The sequence below is a fragment of the Comamonas brasiliensis genome, assembly GCF_018292285.1.
Classification (GTDB): domain Bacteria; phylum Pseudomonadota; class Gammaproteobacteria; order Burkholderiales; family Burkholderiaceae_C; genus Comamonas; species Comamonas brasiliensis.
Genome location: NZ_JAANES010000007.1, coordinates 264755 through 282669 on the forward strand (window position 1 = coordinate 264755; position 17915 = coordinate 282669).

Annotated in this window: 13 protein-coding genes, 1 pseudogene and 1 riboswitch; of the genes and pseudogenes, 6 read left to right on the plus strand and 8 right to left on the minus strand. The window is 62.1% G+C overall.

The window, feature by feature from the left end; genetic code table 11:
• The first annotated feature begins 75 nt into the window (after positions 1 to 75).
• Positions 76 to 751: pseudogene (locus tag DJFAAGMI_RS23730) on the plus strand (nitroreductase).
• Between the two features lie 69 nt (positions 752 to 820).
• A riboswitch (TPP riboswitch) is annotated at positions 821 to 938 on the plus strand.
• Positions 939 to 1197: 259 nt separating this feature from the next.
• Positions 1198 to 3132 (plus strand): phosphomethylpyrimidine synthase ThiC, encoded by a 1935-nt coding sequence (thiC, locus tag DJFAAGMI_RS23735; RefSeq protein WP_211459670.1) that lies wholly within the window; start codon positions 1198 to 1200, stop codon positions 3130 to 3132.
• A gap of 122 nt (positions 3133 to 3254) precedes the next feature.
• Here the strand turns inward: thiC and DJFAAGMI_RS23740 are convergent, their stop codons facing one another.
• From DJFAAGMI_RS23740 to yjgA, 7 genes are all read right to left on the minus strand, one after another.
• The gene (locus DJFAAGMI_RS23740) at positions 3255 to 3704 is read right to left on the minus strand and encodes a DUF7832 domain-containing protein (RefSeq protein ID WP_211459672.1); all 450 of its coding nucleotides are present in this window, start codon (positions 3702 to 3704) and stop codon (positions 3255 to 3257) included.
• 73 nt (positions 3705 to 3777) lie between these two features.
• Complete coding sequence (locus tag DJFAAGMI_RS23745) at positions 3778 to 4419, minus strand: DKNYY domain-containing protein (RefSeq protein ID WP_249334755.1); 642 nt, start codon at positions 4417 to 4419, stop codon at positions 3778 to 3780.
• An 87-nt stretch (positions 4420 to 4506) separates the two neighbouring features.
• Positions 4507 to 5073: a hypothetical protein gene (locus DJFAAGMI_RS23750; RefSeq protein WP_211459676.1), complete on the minus strand. Its 567-nt coding sequence runs from the start codon at positions 5071 to 5073 to the stop codon at positions 4507 to 4509.
• Positions 5074 to 5247: 174 nt separating this feature from the next.
• Positions 5248 to 8112: an ImpA family metalloprotease gene (locus DJFAAGMI_RS23755; protein ID WP_249334757.1), complete on the minus strand. Its 2865-nt coding sequence runs from the start codon at positions 8110 to 8112 to the stop codon at positions 5248 to 5250.
• Between the two features lie 514 nt (positions 8113 to 8626).
• Positions 8627 to 9835, minus strand: a complete 1209-nt coding sequence (locus DJFAAGMI_RS23760; protein ID WP_003069356.1) for an ABC transporter substrate-binding protein — start codon at positions 9833 to 9835, stop codon at positions 8627 to 8629.
• 362 nt (positions 9836 to 10197) lie between these two features.
• Entirely contained in the window at positions 10198 to 10809 is a 612-nt protein-coding gene (mog, locus tag DJFAAGMI_RS23765) for a molybdopterin adenylyltransferase (protein WP_211459678.1), read from the minus strand.
• A complete protein-coding gene (gene yjgA / locus DJFAAGMI_RS23770) occupies positions 10802 to 11485 on the minus strand; it encodes a ribosome biogenesis factor YjgA (protein ID WP_211459680.1) in 684 nt (227 codons plus the stop codon). The genes mog and yjgA overlap by 8 nt, the downstream gene beginning before the upstream one ends.
• Before the next feature lie 65 nt (positions 11486 to 11550).
• Between yjgA and pmbA the strand changes: the two genes are divergently transcribed.
• Positions 11551 to 12972, plus strand: coding sequence for a metalloprotease PmbA (gene pmbA, locus DJFAAGMI_RS23775; RefSeq protein WP_043004783.1), 1422 nt, complete (start codon positions 11551 to 11553; stop codon positions 12970 to 12972).
• A 57-nt stretch (positions 12973 to 13029) separates the two neighbouring features.
• Here pmbA and DJFAAGMI_RS23780 read toward each other — a convergent pair whose 3' ends face one another.
• The gene (locus tag DJFAAGMI_RS23780; protein ID WP_043004784.1) at positions 13030 to 13383 is read right to left on the minus strand and encodes a hypothetical protein; all 354 of its coding nucleotides are present in this window, start codon (positions 13381 to 13383) and stop codon (positions 13030 to 13032) included.
• A 94-nt stretch (positions 13384 to 13477) separates the two neighbouring features.
• Between DJFAAGMI_RS23780 and DJFAAGMI_RS23785 the strand changes: the two genes are divergently transcribed.
• The 3 genes from DJFAAGMI_RS23785 to DJFAAGMI_RS23795 all read left to right on the plus strand — a co-directional run bounded on the left by DJFAAGMI_RS23785 (position 13478) and on the right by DJFAAGMI_RS23795 (position 17845).
• Positions 13478 to 14032, plus strand: a complete 555-nt coding sequence (locus DJFAAGMI_RS23785) for a hypothetical protein (RefSeq protein WP_043004785.1) — start codon at positions 13478 to 13480, stop codon at positions 14030 to 14032.
• A 153-nt stretch (positions 14033 to 14185) separates the two neighbouring features.
• Positions 14186 to 15070, plus strand: coding sequence for an EamA family transporter (locus tag DJFAAGMI_RS23790; RefSeq protein WP_419095628.1), 885 nt, complete (start codon positions 14186 to 14188; stop codon positions 15068 to 15070).
• A 168-nt stretch (positions 15071 to 15238) separates the two neighbouring features.
• A complete protein-coding gene (locus DJFAAGMI_RS23795) occupies positions 15239 to 17845 on the plus strand; it encodes a sensor domain-containing protein (RefSeq protein WP_211459683.1) in 2607 nt (868 codons plus the stop codon).
• Positions 17846 to 17915 lie beyond the last annotated feature (70 nt).

The following is a 17915-nucleotide window of genomic DNA, read 5'->3' on the forward strand; positions in this document are numbered from 1 at the left end:
AAGGTATCCGGCGCGACTCGGGAAAATGCCGCAAGCTTCTACACTGCAGTGCAGCAATTTTGGAAAGAACAAGAGATGGATATTCGTCAAGCATTGCAGCAGCGCCGCTCGGTACGCGCTTTTCTGCCCCGGAACGTGGCCGCGGCCACGGTGCGGGACTTGCTGGAGACTGCGGCGCAGGCCGCGTCCGGCGGCAATATGCAGCCCTGGCGTGTGACCGCCGTGGGCGGGCAGGCGCTCGAGGATCTATGCGCCCGGGCCAGAGAGACAGAGGCGGTTCCGCGTCCCGGCCTGTCCTATCCGCCCGGACTGTGGGAGCCCTATCGCAGCCGCCGTTTTGAAAATGGCGAGGATCTGTACCGCTCACTCAATATCGGCCGCGAGGACAAGGAAGGCCGCACGCCTGGCCCAGCTGGCCAAGAACGGCCAGATGTTCGGCGCGCCCGTGGGCATTTTTGTGGCCGTGGAAGAGCGCATGGGCTATGCGCAATGGGTGGATCTGGGCATTTACCTGCAGTCCTTCATGCTGCTGGCCGTGGAGCATGGCCTGGCCACCTGCGCCAAGGGCTTTTGGCGCATGTACAACGATATGCTGATCGAGCAACTGGCCTTGCCAGAGGGCTACCAGATTGCCTTCGGCATCGCCCTGGGCTACGAGGACGTCAGCGCTCCCATCAACCAGTGGCGCGCAAGCCGTGCGGCCAGCCATGAATGGCTGGCGCTGAAAGGGCTGGACGAGGCCGCGGATTAGGCACCCGAAGGTCAGCATAGTTAAACCGCGTCCATGTCGCGGCATTTGCGGCAAAACCAGCCTATACTGCGTGCAGCTCCGGGGTGTGCGAAAGCGCTGAGATGCCAGTCACTGTGAAAACAGTGCAGGCGAACCCGACGAACTTGATCCGGTTCATACCGGCGGAAGAAGAGCGGGACCCTGACGCAGGGCCTATGGATGGACGGGACAGCCGGCACCAGTGCCAGCCCTGAAAACCATGGGCACAGCAAACCCCAGGCGCCTCGCGCACTGGGGTTTTGTCTTTTCTGGGCAGCCGGTGCGTGAAGAACCAGGCCGAAATTGCAGAATTTCGGCGGCACAGGCCGGATACCCCATAGCGGGCAGCGCCGGTGCCGGGCAAGATCAGAGCGGGGCCGCACTCCACGGAGCGTTTGATGCATTTCAACCGCTTTGAGGAGACTGCGATGAACGCCCCTGATTCCATCTTTACGCCTGCTGCAGGCCATGCCCCCGATGCCGCCCGTTTTGCCGAGTTGCTGGCCCAGTCGCGCCAGCCGTTTCCGGCATCGACCAAGAGCTATCTGAGCGGCGCATTGCACCCCCAGCTGCGTGTGCCGGTGCGCGACATTGCACTCACCAATGGAGAGCAGGTCAGCGTCTACGACACCTCGGGCCCCTATACCGACCCCTCCGTGCAGATCGACGTGCGCCAGGGCCTGCCCAGCGTGCGTGCTGCCTGGATCGAGGCGCGCGGCGATAGCGAGTACTACGTGGGTCGCCTGCGTGTGGCGCTGGACGATGGCGGCAAGCGCGGCGAGGAAGATGCGCGCGTTGCCCAGCTGCGTGCCGAGGCCGCCGCGCTGCAGCGTCAGCCGCGTCGAGCCAAATCCGGCCAGAACGTGACCCAGATGCACTATGCCAAGCGCGGCATCATCACGCCCGAGATGGAGTATGTGGCCCTGCGCGAAAACGGCCGCCGCGAATGGATGGCGCAGTACCAGCAGGACGCGGCGCGCGAGCTGCGTCTGGCCGGCAACAGCCTGGGCGCCAGCATTCCCAAGATCATCACGCCCGAATTCGTGCGCGAAGAGGTGGCGCGCGGCCGCGCCATCATTCCGGCCAATATCAACCACCCTGAAATCGAGCCCATGGCGATCGGCCGCAATTTCAAGGTCAAGATCAACGCCAACATCGGTAACTCGGCCGTGACGTCCAGCATCGAGGAAGAGGTGGAAAAGCTGGTATGGGCCATTCGCTGGGGCGCGGACAATGTCATGGATCTGTCCACCGGCAGGAACATCCACACCACGCGTGACTGGATCGTGCGCAACTCGCCCGTGCCCATCGGCACCGTGCCCATCTACCAGGCGCTGGAGAAGGTGGGGGGCATTGCCGAAGACCTGACCTGGGAGATCTTCCGCGACACCCTGGTCGAGCAGGCCGAGCAGGGCGTGGACTACTTCACCATCCATGCCGGCGTGCGCCTGGCCTATATCCACCTCACAGCCCAGCGCCGCACCGGCATTGTCTCGCGCGGAGGCTCCATCATGGCCAAGTGGTGCATGGCCCATCATCGCGAGAGCTTCCTCTACGAGCACTTCGAAGACATCTGCGACATCATGAAGCAGTACGACGTGAGCTTCTCGCTGGGCGACGGCCTGCGCCCCGGCTGCGCCAGCGATGCCAATGACGATGCCCAGTTTGCCGAACTGGCCACGCTGGGCGAGCTGACGCAGATCGCCTGGAAGCACGATGTGCAGACCATGATCGAAGGCCCCGGCCATGTGCCCATGCACATGATCCAGCAGAACATGACCGAGCAGCTCAAGCACTGCCACGAGGCACCGTTCTACACCCTGGGCCCGCTGACCATCGACATCGCTCCCGGCTATGACCATATTGCTTCGGCCATCGGCGCGGCCATGATCGGCTGGTTCGGCACGGCCATGCTCTGCTATGTCACGCCCAAGGAGCATCTGGGGCTGCCTGACCGCGACGACGTCAAGCAGGGCATCATCGCGTACAAGATCGCGGCCCACGCCGCCGACGTGGCCAAGGGCCATCCGGGTGCGCGCTCGCGTGACGATGCACTTTCACAGGCGCGTTTCGACTTCCGCTGGCAGGACCAGTTCAACCTGGGACTGGATCCCGATACGGCCCAGGCCTACCACGATGAGACCCTGCCCAAGGACAGCGCCAAGGTGGCCCATTTCTGCTCCATGTGCGGACCCAAGTTCTGCTCCATGAAGATCACCCAGGAAGTGCGTGACTTCGCCAAGCAACAGGGCATGAGCGCCGAGCACAGCATTGCCGCGGGCATGAAGGCCAAGGCCCAGGAGTTCAACAAGGCGGGTGGGGATTTCTATATTCCCATCGCATCGGATACCACGGCGCGCTGATCTGAGCTGGTAGCGGGGCTGCAGCGCCTGGTCATCAAGCGCTGGTAGCCATCCAATGAAAAGCGCAGTCCCTGGCTGCGCTTTTTTTTTGGGGGCGAGTGAGGCTTGGCTGAGCCTGAAGGTCAGATCAGGTATTCGGGGCGACCGGCTGCAACCCAGGCTTGATATCGGGCATCGATCTTCGGCGCAATCCGGTGGAACTGCTCCCAGTCGTCGCTCACGCCATACATTGTCTGTTCGTCGACACCGAACTCTTCGAAATAGTCATCCACAAACCTGCTGTCGTGGTCCTCGCCTCGGTAATAGGCCACGGCAAAGGCATTGCCTTCTTCGTTCAACTCCTGGTCCGTGAACTTCTCGTCGAGCACGCGCAGCAGGAACTGGGCGCCGCTCAGCTTCTCGCTCTTCAGCAGCTCGATCTCCTCCTCGGCTTCTTCGATCAGCTCCTGGCTGGCGTAGTCGTTGCGGATCAGCCAGGCCAGAAACATGCCGATATGCGTGGCGCCCGCGGACTGCGGAAGATCGGCCGGAAAATCCCCGCCATAGTGCCAGGACGCGTCGTCGTACTTCATCATCTCTCCTTGTATGTGGGCTGCAAGGCAATCCCCTGCATCCGGGACATTGCCTTTCGCGCTGGGCGGGATCTTATCGGCTGCGGCCTGGTGCACAGGCTGGGTCCGGGCACTGCGGCACGGCATTCTTCTCGATCAGATGCATATGGAAGACATGTTTTCTGTCTCTGGACCATGCGCCATGAATATGCTGCCAGGAGGGCGGGTGCGCACGAGGCAGCTTGCGCTCCAGGTAGTAGATGGCCTGGTCGTCGCCGGAGAATCCGGCGTTCAGAATCCGCCAGCGCAAAGGATTGGCACCACGCAGAGGTTTGCCGTCGCAATAGATTTGCTCGCCGTCGCTGGCATAGAGATCATTGTCCGGCATCACCTGCAGATGGCGGCTGCGGATACAGTTTTTCATTCTTCTGCCCCAGTACCACGCTGCCTGGGCATCGGAACCATAGCCGCCGCCCAGGTCGCGAAAAGTCAAAGGGTCGCTACCCGCAAGCGGCCTGAGCGAGGTTTCATATTCGAAATAGATACTGCTGCGGTCCAGCCAATACATGCCCAGCTGGCGAAAGCTGTTCCGGTCGATATTCGGCAGCCGGCTCCAGGCGTGGAAGATGTTGCAGGCATCTCTGGCAATGAATTGCTGATTTTCAAAAATCTCGAAGCTCGCCGCGTCGGCGGTCGTCAGCTTGCGTCCCTGATGCCAGACCTTGGCATCCCGCAAGGCCCAGAGCTCGCTGCCGTAAGTGCCAATCACTTTCTGCCCGGGCAGATCAGCCAGTTTTTTCCAGCTCATTGTTGCGGCCTGTGCTTATTTATTGAGAGATCCTGCGACCCTGTGGATTCGGGTGAGCAGGCGCCGCCGGATCAAACCGCTGACCGGTCGGATCAACCACCAGTAGGGGGTGAAGCTGCGCAGGGCGCTGCCATCGGTGCAATGCACCCGGGTTTGCGTCACCAGCCTCGTCTGGCCTTCGGGCGTCGGCTGCGTGCTGAAGTTGAGCACCAGCTTGGCCAGGTCGGCCTCGGTGTAGCGGGCAAACTGCGCTTCAGGTTCCTGCAGCCGGACCAGGCCGTAGTCGCGCTGCCAGAACCGTCCCAGGAGACCGAAGGCCAGCTCTCGATCCGCGTCGCGACCCAGGGGCATGAAGTCGTCGAGGCCGAAAGCCGGGCGCTGGCTCAGTCCGCTTTCTGCACCCAGCCTGCCAAGCAGACGATCAGGCAGCTCGCGCAGCCGGATAAAGCCCTTGGCCCATGGGTCTTCCGTGGTGCCGGGGAGCATGACCGCATCCAGCAATATTTTGGGTGGCAGGTTCGAGATGAGGGTATGGCGCTCCTGGAACTGGAAGGCGGGAAGGTATTGATCGATCAGTTGCATCTTGGGTCAGGCGAATTTATCGAGTCCGGCGCGCAATCCTCTTCCGGTCTCGGAAGCGCAGATTGACAGGCGACGGGCACCAGTCTGCGCCAACTGGCTATCGAAATGAAAAAAGGCAAGCCGCAAGGCCTGCCTTTTTTGCCGAGCGATGCCGCAGGGTCTGCGGCATTTGGCTTAGAAAGGGTAGCTGGGAACGCCCCCCGTCAGATCCACCCAGCGGCCCAGCTCCAGCTGATTGCCCTTGCCGGGCACCATGGCGTAGAACTCGGGAGCGAGCTGAGGCATGCCATGAGCGGCGACCGAACTCAGAGCGACCGAGCTCAGAGGAATGCCGTAATGGGCAAAGACCTGGCGCATGTCGCGGCCGATGATGCGGCTGGACAGCACATACAGCAGCTCATGGTTGCTGATGTCCCGGCTGGCATAGTCTTTCATGCCCAGTGCGTTCTTGTTGGCGCTCCAGTAGGCATTGTCATAGATCAGGCGCTCGCCGCGACCCAGCAGGCCCAGGAAGTCGATCACATCCGCAGGCTGTGGCTGGGCCTGACCCAGGCGTTCCCGGGTGTAGATGAAGGCCAACTGAAAGTGCACGGCACGCATGGCGTTGTCGGACTTGTTGGCCTTGGTCCAGAAGCGCTGGAACATATCGGCTTGCAGGGCATCGCCGGTCTTGCCCGTGGCGCGTGCCGCCTGGATGTCCAGGTAGAGCTTCTTATGGTCGATGCGCTCGCCGCTGTTGTTCTCGGCACCGTTGGTGATGGCGTACTGGCGCAGGGCACTGGCGTTGGCCAGGATGTTGTTGTCGCATTCCACGGGGCAGCCGCCGCCGTCGGCGGTCAGCAGCGTCATATGGCGCATCACGGTGTTGTGGCCCAGCTCATGCCACCAGCCCCATCCGGGGGCAAGGCCTGCGGCGCCGTCCGAAGGATTGCCCGAGCACAGAAAGCCGCAAGCCGCCAGCCAGCCGACAAAATGCTGCACGCCGGGGGCGCGCTGGATGCTGCCGCTGCAATCCCAGCCCAGCGTGGCGCAGACGTTGTTCACGTTGGCGCTGGCACTCATATTGTTGTAGCCGTTGGCCAGGTGGTTGCTGTCGAAGATCATGCCCTTGAGGCGCTCCACGACATAGGTGCGCGGATGGTGGCTGCCGATGGCGCTTTGGGCATAGCCAATGGTCTGCTGTACCTCGCCCCCCACCATCTTGGAGGTCTGCCAGCCAAAGTCGCCGCGTTGCAGCGCCTGCACGGCCTCGTCGATCTCCTGTGCACCGGGATTGCGCGTGAAGTCGAAATGCGCGTATTTGACGCTGCCGCGCACGCGCAGCTTGACCACGCTGCCGGCCTTGGCTCCCGAGTAGTTGAGAAACAGCGGGCCGCCCCAGGCCGTGCTGTAGCTCAGCGTCTGGCCCGGGCTCAGGCGGGCCTGGTGCCCATCCGGAAAGCGTGGTCGGGTGTAGTTTTCCTGCGCCAGAGGATTGCCGCGCGTGCGGATATTGCCCACCCGCAGCGCCAGTGCTGCATCCGCGGCATCCACGATCTGCACCTGCACGGTCTTGCCCGGCACGGCGCCGCGGCCTATGGCCGTGCGGCCATCGGTCTGGGCAATGGTGACCTCGATGGTTTCCCAGCTGTCGCTGGTGGCCAGACCGGGCGAGGCCTTGGGCATCCAGTCGGCAAAATTCAGCGGTGTGCTTTCATGCTCGCGCACGGCATAGCTCAGCGTGTCGGCCGCCATGGTGCGGAAAAAGGTGCTGGCATCGGAGCGCCGCACCTGCGCATAGTCCACCTGCTGGCGTGCCAGATCGGCCCAGAGCACCAGGCGGCGATGTGCGGCCATATAGGGCTTGAGATAGTAGTTGTCGGCAAACAGGTTGATGCCCTGGCCTTCCTGGCCGAGCAGATCGTTGCGGATGCCGTCGAGAGCGCCGATCAGGCTGGTGTCTGCAGAGAAGTCGGCACTGCTGCCGTTTTTCAGGGCTGCGAGCGCGGACTCATGCGCCCCCAGTCTGTCGGCCGCCTGGCGCTGCTGGGCAGCGGTCCTGCCGCCGATCTGGTAGCCATCGGCGGGTGCCCAGTAATTGCCGGCGTAGCCGCCCAGCTCCATGCCCATGGCCTGAAGCACCTGTCGGCCGCCGGCCGAGTCGCCCCAGTTGCTGTGCAGATAGATCACGCCCTTGCCGGCCTGCAGGTAGCGGCTGACCTGGTTGCTCAGCGATGCCGAGAATGGAGTGTCCTGGCCGAAGACAAAGACATCGATGCTTTCCCAGCAGCTGTTGGCGGGGTCGGTGATGGCGCAGCTCACCATCTCGGCCTTGCTGCCCAGGCGGGCGACCAGATTCGTGACCGAGGCCTGGCTGTAGTTCTGCGCCGCCATGCGCAGCGTGGCCGGCAGCGGACCTTGCGCCTTGCCGGTGGCAAGCCAGGTGAAGCTACGCTTGAACAGGGGCAACTGCGCCTGATTGGCGCCCGAGGCCGTGGCGAGCTGTCCCATCAGGTCTTTGCCATAAGCCAGGGCGCGGCCATTCTGGGCTGTTGCCATGCTGGCCAGCACATTGCCGTTGTTGGCCACCAGCAGCGGGCTGGCGCTGGTGGACAGCAAGGGGCTGACGCGCTGGCTGTTGTTGCCGAAGTCCAGGGCCGCTGCCGTGCTGTCATCCAGCAACTGGGCGAGCAGTCCTTGCTGCTGCACCCGGGTTTGCTGGATCAGCTGCGTTGCCGATTGCAGCAGCTCCGTCTGATCTTCGGCCTGCAGCAGGCGGCTGTTGCCGGCAAGCAATGCCTGTTCTATGCGGCTACTGGTCGGCGGCTCGGTGACCGGCGGCAGCACCGCAGGCGGATCGACTTCAGGAGGTGCGACCTCAGGAGGCGTGACGCCGGGAGTGCCGGGCTGCGAAGGGGTTTCGGTGCCAGGAGGCGTGGCGGAGGAGGAGTCGCCAGAGCCACCGCCGCCGCAGGCGGTCAGGGCAAGGCTTGCCAGGAGAGTCAGAGTCCAGCGTGGAAACATGAGTTTGGAAGTCAGGGCGCCGTAACTCGCAGCCATGCTGCGTTGCTACGGGTCAAAGAAACTACCTATTTTCAGGTAGTGAAACAGGCGTAAAGCCGATAAGGCGCGGCGCAGTGTAGCCTTGTCCGTGAGCTTTATTGAGCACGGCCCGGCGAGACTGCCCAAACCGAAACATGGCGTGGCAACCAGTTATTGACTCAGCACAAATGCCAATAGCGAAATAGGCTGCATCCAGGTGTTTTGTTAATAACTGATAAGTCCCGAGTGGTGCAGGATTTTTTCTGTTGAAAATTGATTGAAATGTATGACTGAAAAAGGATTGATGCTTTTAAGTTGATAGCAAAATAATTCGGTGAAAATTTTGATTGTTTTATTTTGTAATTTATGTTTTAAATGTGTGACTTATTCATTGATTTGGTATTTTTAGCGCATTGATTTCAGCGGCGGATTTTTCAGGCGGCGCAGTCATGGCTTGCTATTCGCACTGCTCAAGGCAGTAAAGAAAATGGGAGCCTGAGCTCCCATGTTTTTCTGTCCACGCAAATCCGCTTTATCGCCAGTACTGGCATTTGCTTTCGGCCTTGGTAGTCCAGATCTGCTCGGCCGGCAGCTTCTTGATGATCTTGTAATAGTCCCAGGTGCCCTTGGACTCTGCCGGCGACTTGACCTGCATCAGGTACATATCGTGCACATAGCGGCCGTCTTCGCGGATATAGCCCTGGCCGAAGAAGTCGTCGATCTTGGTGCTCTTCAAGGTGGCCATGACCTTGTCGGCATCCAGCGTGCCGGCTTTTTCCACGGCCTTGAGGTAGTTCATGGTGGCCGAGTAGTCGGCGGCCTGGATCTCGCTGGGGCGACGCTGGGTCTTGGCCATGAAGGCGTCGGCAAACTTGCGCGAGCCGTCGTTCATGTCCCAGTACCAGGGGGCGGTGAACTGCATGCCTTCGGTGTTCTTCAGGCCCAGGCTGTGGATGTCGCTGAAGAAGACGAGCAGGCCGGCCAGCTTCATGTTCTTGGTGACGCCGAACTCCTTGGCAGCCTTGATGGAGTTGATGGTGTCGCCGCCGGCATTGGCCAGGCCCAGAATCTGCGCCTTGCTGTTCTGGGCCTGCAGCATGAAGCTGGAGAAGTCGCTGGCGTTGAGCGGCGTCTTGACCGAGCCCAGCACCTTGCCGCCGCGCGCTTCGATGATCTTGCTGGTGTCGGCTTCCAGCGCATGGCCGAAGGCATAGTCGGCCGTCACGAAGAACCAGCTCTTGCCGCCCGTGTCCACCACGGCGCCGCCCGTACCCTTGGCCAGGGCCACGGTATCGAAGGCGTAGTGCACGGTATAGGGGCTGCACTGCTCATTGGTCAGGGCCGAGCTGCCCGCGCCATTGTCGATAAAGACGCGTTTTTTCTCCTGCGCGACCTTGGCCATGGCCAGCGCGGTGGCGGAGTTGGTGCCGCCGAACACCAGGCTGATGCCTTGCGTGTCTATCCATTCGCGGGCCTTGCTGGCCGCGATATCGGCCTTGTTCTGGTGGTCGGCCGTGAGCAGCTCGATGGGCTTGCCCAGCACCTTGCCGCCAAAGTCGTCAATTGCCATCTGTATGGCAACGGCACCGTTCTTGCCTTCCACGTCGGCATAAAGGCTGGACATGTCAGTGATGAAGCCGATCTTGACTTTTTCCTGTGCCATGGCGGGAGCCGCGAAGGCCGCCGTCAGGGCGAGAGCCAGCAGGGAAGCAGTGGGCGCAGACTGGGACAAGCGATGCATGGAGTCTCCTGAAAATTATGAGAAATGTGGAGAGAGCGTGCAGTGTCCGGTCGGCGGGTGGCCGCCGTCGCTGCATCGCAGCAAACATGCTAGGGGCGGCCCATGCGTCTGGCATCGGGGCAAGCACTTGCGGGAAATCCCAAGGGACATACCTGCTTTGATAGCTGCTACCGCATGCCTGTAATTGATTTCAGATGGTTTTATTGCTGAAATCAATGAATGAAAAGCGCAATGCGCTTTTATTTTGATAGCGGTTGTAGCGAGATGCCAGCGGTGCAGATGCCGCGCCAGTGCCATGAAAAAAGCAGCCCGTAGGCTGCTTTAGTAGATGTTTTGGCAGGGATTGCACCCGGCGCTTCAGGCTAGGCCGTGCGGGGAGCGCGAATCGCGGTCTTGGGGCGAAAGGCCTTGCAGATCTCGTCATGGGTCTCGAGATAGGGACCGCCGATCAGGTCGATGCAATAGGGAACGGCGGCAAAAATGCCGTTGACCTTTTGCTTGCCATCCGCGTCCTTGAGACCTTCCAGCGTCTCGGCAATCGCCTTGGGCTGGCCCGGCAGGTTGATGATCAGGCTGCTGCCGCGTATCACCGCCACCTGGCGCGAGAGGATGGCGGTGGGCACAAAGGCCAGGCTGATCTGGCGCATCTGCTCGCCAAAGCCCGGCATTTCCTTGTGGGCCACGGCCAGGGTGGCCTCGGGCGTCACATCGCGCAGCGCGGGGCCGGTGCCGCCGGTGGTCAGCACCAGACTGCAGCCCGCATCCACCAGCTCGATCAGGGTCGCGCTGATGCCGGCCTGCTCGTCGGGAATCAGGCGCGGTTCGAACTGGATCGGGTTTTTGAGCGCGCGGCTCAGCCATTCCTGCAGCGCCGGCAGGCCCTTGTCTTCATAGACGCCGCTGCTGGCGCGGTCGCTGATGGAGACAATGCCGATCTTCACGGCATCGTGAAGATATACGGGCGCATCACTCATCGCCTTCGTCCTCGGCAGCCGCATCGGCCTTGCCGGCGCTGGCCAACTGCTCGCGCACCAGCTGGAACAGGTCGCGGTAGGCGCGGCCCTTGCTGACTTCCTTGGGCTCGGCATCGGGGCCGGCGGCAGCGGCCGCTGCGGCGGCTTGTTCCTTGGCTTTCTCGATGTCCTTGCGCGACTGGCGGATCAGTGAGCGTAGCTGCTGCACATCGGAGCCGGGGAAATGCTCCAGCCAGATGGACAGGGCCGCTTCCTCGACGATGAGGCGGTCGCGCCATTGCTCGGCCACCTGCAGCGACATTTTTTCGCTGGCCGAGCCATTGCGCTGCTCGTCCAGCGCCTGCTTGACGGCGGCGACCTGTTCAGGCGTCAGCTTGCGCATGAGCTTGCCCACATACTGGAGCTGGCGGCGCTTGCCTTCGAAATTGGTGATGCGCTTGGCCTCGGCCAGCGCGTCGATCAACTGGTCGGACAGCTGCAGGCGCTTGAAGAGGTCGCTGCGCAGCGTCATCAGCTCCTTGCCCAGATCCTGCAGCGCATCACTTTCGCGCTTGAGGTCGGTCTTGGTGGAGTCGTAAGTGCCTTTGAGTTCGGCCTTCAGTTCAAGGTCCAGCTCGCTGCCTTCGGCAACGAACTTTCCGCGAACAAAATAGCCTTTGGTGGGTTTGCGTGACATGGTAAGGGGGCAATATCGGTGGCAGCGCAGAGGGCGCCGCAGTGGCGGCTATCATATCCGCCGCTATGAAAAAACCTCGCTCCAGCAATACAAGCACTTCCAGTGCACAGGCCCAATCCGCACCGCAAGCCGGTTTCAGCTTCAGCCAAGCCTTTTTTGAAGGCCTGGTGGACCAGGCTCTGAGCCACGCCAAGAAGCTGGGTGCGACGGACGCAGGTTCCGAGGCTTCCGAAGGCTGCGGCCTGTCGGTCAGCGTGCGCAAGGGCCAGCTGGAGACCGTGGAGCGCAACCGCGACAAGTCGCTGGGCGTGACCGTCTATCTGGGCCAGCGTCGGGGCAATGCCAGCACCTCGGACTTCTCCGAAGCCGCCATCAAGCAGACCGTGCAGGCCGCCTACGACATCGCGCGCTTCACGGCCGAAGACCCGTTTGCCCGCCTGCCCGACAGCGCCGATATCGCGCTGCCCGGCACGCACCGTGATCTGGAGCTGTTCCACCCCTGGGACATTACCAGCGAGCAGGCTGCCGAGATGGCGCTGCGCTGCGAGGAGGCCGCCTTCAAGACCCACCGCCGTGTGAGCAACAGCGAGGGTGCGGGCGTTTCGGCCCAGCAAAGCCATTTCTTCACGGCCCATACCAACGGTTTTCGCGGCGGCTACGCCAGCTCGCGCCACAGCATGTCGGTGGCGCCCATCGCCAAGCTGCCCGGCAAGAATGGCGAGATGCAGCGCGACTACTGGTACAGCTCCATGCGCAATGCGGCCGATCTGGCCTCGCCCGAGGCCGTGGGCCGCTATGCCGCAGAGCGCACGCTGAGCCGTCTGGGCAGCCGCAAGATTCCGACCATCGAATGCCCGGTGCTGTTCGAGTCGCCCCTGGCCGCCGGCCTGCTGGGCAGCTTTGTGCAGGCCGTCAGCGGCAGCGCGCTGTATCGCAAAAGCACGTTCCTGCTGGACTCCATGGGCAAGCCCATCTTCCCCAAGCACATCGATATCGAGGAAGACCCGTTCGTCCTGGGCGGCAAGGGCAGCTCGCCCTTCGACGAGGAAGGCGTGCGCGTGCAGGCCCGCAAGGTGGTGGATGCCGGCCGTGTGGAAGGCTATTTCCTGTCCAGCTACTCGGCGCGCAAGCTGGGTATGAAGACCACGGGCAATGCCGGCGGTTCGCACAATCTGGTCATGACTTCGCGCCGCACCAAGGCGGGCGACGATCTGGACGCCATGCTCAAGAAGCTGGGCACGGGTCTGTTCGTGGTCGAGCTGATGGGCCAGGGCGTGAACTATGTGACCGGCGACTATTCGCGCGGTGCCAGCGGTTTCTGGGTGGAGAACGGCGAGATCGCCTTCCCCGTGGACGAAATCACAATTGCCGGCAATATGAAGGACATGTTCAAGGGCATCGAGGCGATCGGAGCCGATGCCTATAACTACGGCGCCAAGACCGTGGGCTCCATCCTTGTCAATCGCATGAAGGTGGCGGGCAGCTGATCGCCGCAGATCACTCCATGAAAAAAGCAGCCGGTGGCTGCTTTTTTTAGGTCTGCATCAGCTCTCGGCGGCGGCCTGAACAATGCAGTGCGAGAGCTTCTCGAAATGCTTGTGGGCATCGGCACTGAGCTCGATCTGCTTGCGTCTGGCATCTTCGGTGTCGGCCAGCAAAATCCAGCCTTTTTGGCGCATGGACTTCAGGCGGGTGTGAATCGTGGCTGGAGATCCCAGTTCACGCTGAGCCATCAGGTCCCGGACGCAAAGACGCTCCTGGCGCGTGCCTGCATTGGCAATCTGCTCCAGCAGGCGCTCTTCCAGCGGGTCCAGTGCGGGCAGCATCGGCAGGTTGCGGATGGTCGCTGCCAGGTGCAGAAAGCGTAAATAGATATCGGCAGACAGGGACTTTGACATGAGAAGGCAAAAACAGACGACGTGCCGCTAATGAAAAGCGAATAAACGGCACTCATAATACTGCGCAGACAGTGAACAGGGTCGGCGGCAGCGCATGAAGAACATTTGGACGCAATTTTCGGTGGCGGTAATCACGGCTTTGCTGTTCTTGGCGATGCTGGCCTTGAATCAGTGGATTTTCTCCGAATTGGAGTTTGTCAGAGGCGTCAACTGGATTTACCTGCCTGCAGGTGCGCGTTTACTTTGTACCCTGCTTTTTGCGGAAGCGGGCGTGGTCGGGCTTTTTCTCGTGTCATGGCTGGTCTGCAACTTTTACTTCTTTCCGGATGATGGCTTGCGCGCTTTTGCGGGCGGCATCATGGCCACGCTTGCCCCTTATGGCACCTATTGCGCGGCCCGCAAATGGATGGGGCTCGGCCGCTCCCTCAGCCACCTTACGCCGCAGCGCCTGCTGTGGCTCAGTGTGATCTATGGGCTGAGCAATGCCTTGCTGCATCAGGCCTGGTCTGTCGTCAGAGGGGATGGATTCCAGCTGGACCAGCTTCTGGTGATGATTGTGGGCGACTTCAGCGGGACCCTGATCGTGCTGTATGCCTTCAAGGCCTTGCTCATGCTGCCGATCAAGATGGATCGCTATCTGCTCAAGTAACGCCGTTGCCTGCGGCTGGCAGCCGGCCCCTTGCCCGATTTGCCCTCTGCGTCGGCAGCTTGACGGATGGCAAGTCATACTAGGGGGCTTGATCGGGAAAATCCAACAATAGTCGTCAGTGTCATGAGTTCTGCATCCTCGCCCACCTCCGGCATGAGCCGTCCGGACTGGCTCAGCGCCATCATCGTCATCGTGGTCTGGGGTCTTAATTTCGTGGTCATGAAGTGGGGGCTGGCCAAGCTCTCGCCGCTGCTGCTGTGTGCGCTGCGCTTTGCCGCGGCATCGCTGCCGTTTCTGCTGTTCGTGCGCCCGCCCAAGAATCTTTCCTGGGGCTTGCTGGCTGCCTACGGGCTGGTGCAGGGGGTAGGGCAGTTCGGCCTGCTATTCACCGGCATGAAGCTGGGCATGCCTGCCGGCATGGCATCCGTGGTGCTGCAGACCCAGGCCTTCATCACCATGCTGCTGGCGGCTGCGTTCCTGCAGGAAAAGCCGCAGCGCTGGCAATGGCTGGGCTTGCTCATCGCTCTCGCAGGGCTGCTGCTGATCGGCGCCGCCCATGGTGAGGGGGCATCGGATATGACCTTGGTCGGCTTTGTGCTGACCGTAGGTGCCGCCGCCATGTGGGCGGGCTCGAATCTGCTGACGCGCGTGGCAGCCCGGCAAGGCTCTTATGAGCCCGTGTCCTTCATCGTCTGGACCAGCGTCTTCCCCATGCTGCCGCTGCTGGCGCTGTCGGTATGGGTGGATGGCACGGATTCTGTGGCTTCGCAACTGGGCTCCATAGGCTGGAGCGAGCTGGGGGTGATCGCCTATCTGGCCTTTCTGTCCACCTTGCTGGGCTATGGCCTGTGGACCCGGCTGCTGCAGCGCTACGCTGCCAGCACCGTGGCCCCTTTGTCGCTGCTGGTGCCGGTGATCGGTTTGCTGTCGGCCATGCTGCTGCTGGGAGAGTCGCCCAACGGCCTGCAATGGCTGGGTACGCTGGGCGTTCTGCTGGGCATGGTGGTCAACCAGTTTGGCGGCAGGTGGCGGCGTTGAGCTGCAGGTCAGGGACTGTTGTCGATCCCGGTTTTTTTGATCACTCGGCTTGAATCACGAATATTGAATCTCGTATTCGTCATTATTATTGCTGGCATTCATATAAAAGCATGACTTTCCATCCCGGATTCGAGCCGGCCCAGAATGTGAACATGCAAAGGAATAATGATGCGTGAGGGAGATATTGGCGCGATGCCTCCAGAGCTGCAGCTGGCCCGGTTGCAGGCTTTGGATCGGGTCATGGCCATGGCCGAGTTCGGCCTGGATGGGGTGCTTTGCCGCGCCAATGACAACTATCTGCAGCTCATGGGCCTGACGCGGGAGCAGTGTCTGGGTCGTGCGCATCGCAGCTTTTGCTCTGCGCATCTGGCAGGTAGTGCCAGATATCGGGAAATCTGGGCCCATCTGTGCGCGGGCAATGCCTATTCCGGCGTGGTGGAGCGATTGCGCAGCGATGGCAGCAGTTGCTGGCTGGAGGCGACCTATTCACCGGTGATGGATGCCCAGGGGCGGGTGACGCATATCCTGAAGATCGCCACCGACGTCACCCAGCGGCGTGCCCGGGAGCAGGCGCAGCAGGAGCATCTGCGTCGCCTGTCCCTGGTGGCCGATGCCTCCGATACGGCAGTCGTCATCAGCGACGGAGCCTCGCGCATCGTGCATGTCAACGGCGGCTTCACGCGCATGTTCGGCTGGCGCACCGAGGAGGTTGCGGGACGCACGCCGATTGCCCTGCTGGCGCCTCAGGTGTCCGAGACTTTCGTGGATCGTTACCGTTCTGATTTGCGCGCCGGCCAGCCCGTGGGGCGCGAGGAAATCGTGGTCGGCAAGCACGGCCAGCGCTACTGGGCCAAGGTCATCAGCAACCCCATCCTCGACGCCGACGGACACTGGCAGTACACGGTGTCCATGCTGACCGACATCACTCGCTCCAAGATGCACGAGGCCTTGCAGCACCGCGTGCTGGAAGCCATGGCGCGCGAGCGGCCACTGGCGGAGGTGCTGGAGATGGTGTGCCTGGAAGTCGAGAGAATCGCGCCCGAGGTGACGGCATCGATTCTCGAGGTCGATGCCCAGGGTCTGCTTCATCCGCTGGCCGGACCAAGCCTGCCCCAGTCCTATTCGGCGCTGCTAGACGGACTGGCCATAGGCCCGAACGTGGGCTCCTGCGGAACCGCGGCATGGCGCAATGCGCCGGTGCTGGTGGACGATATCGCGCAGGATCCGCTGTGGGCGGATTTCAGCCACCTGATCCTGCCGCTGGGGTTCCAGGCCTGCTGGTCCACGCCTATCTGCAACAGCGAGGGCAAGCCGATAGGCACTTTCGCGTTCTATTACCGGGAGCCGCTGACGGGCGGCGCCTCGGCGTTTCACCAGCAGCTGGTGGATGCCTGCATCCACCTGTGTGCCCTGGCGCTAGAGCGCGAGCTGTCGCGTGCGCGCATTCGCCAGCTGGCTTTCTACGACGGCCTGACCGGATTGCCCAACCGCAGCCTGCTGCAGGCCAAGGCCGACCAGGCGATTGCGTCGGCCGCGGTCCACGATGCGCAGCTGGCCGTGCTGTTCATCGATCTGGACCGCTTCAAGCAGGTCAATGACTCTCTGGGCCATCCTGTGGGGGACGAATTGCTGCGCAGTGTCGCGGCGCGATTGCAGCGCGTGCTGCGCAGCTCCGATATTGCCGGGCGCCTGTCGGGCGACGAATTTGTGGCCGTGCTGCCGCACTGCGATGCGGAATATGTGGCCAATACCATCGAGCGCCTGCAGGAACTGCTGGCCGAGCCCCTGAACATTGCCGACACCTCGCTGGCCATTTCCGCCAGCGTCGGCATAGCCATGTTCCCCTCGGATGGGCGAGATATGGAGACCCTGGTGCACAGGGCCGACATGGCCATGTACCAGGCCAAGAGCAAGGGGCGGGGCCGTTTCTGCTTCTTCAGCAGCGAAATGAACCGTCTGGCCCAGGAGCGCCTGGCCTTGGAGACCGCATTGCGCAAGGCGCTCAAAAGCGGTGGCCTGCGCCTGCACTATCAGCCCCAGATCGAGACGGCTACCGGCCGTCTGTATGGCGTGGAGGCCCTGGCGCGCTGGAGCCATGCGGAGCTGGGCGAGATTTCGCCCGCCCGCTTTATCCCGCTGGCCGAAGAGTGCGGGCTGATTGCCGACCTCGGAAGCTGGGCGCTGGAGGAGGCCTGCCGCCAGCTGTCGCAGTGGCGAGCCAAGGGAATGGAAGTCCCTGCGGTGTCGGTCAATCTGTCGCCATCGAGTTTTCACAACCTGGACCTGCCGCGGATGATCGCCGACACGCTGGACCGCAACGACCTGGTGCCGCAGGATCTGACCCTGGAGCTGACGGAAAGCATTCTGCTGGACACCAATCCCAGCACCATGAAGACCATCAACGAGGTGCATGCACATGGCGTGCGTCTGTCCATGGACGATTTCGGCACCGGCTATTCCAGCCTCAGCTATCTGCGCCGACTGCCGGTCAGCGAACTCAAGCTCGATCGCAGCTTTGTGGCCGATCTTGAGCACGACGAGGCGGCCCGTGCACTGAGCAGTGCCATCCTGGGTATCGGCAAGAGTCTGCACCTGACCGTGGTGGCCGAAGGCGTGGAGACGCCGACGCAGAGCGTGATGCTGTGCGAGCAGGGCTACCCGGTGGCGCAGGGCTATCTGTTCGCCAGGCCGCTGGCGCCACAGGAGTTCGAGCATTGGCTGGCTGCCAACGCAGCCTCCCCGGTGCAGACGGCCTACGGTGCCATGGCCGCATGAACTTGCCGCAGCGGGCAGGTGCATGAGGCGCGTCAGCTGGGATGTGGAGCTGCTTGGCAGCTTCACATCT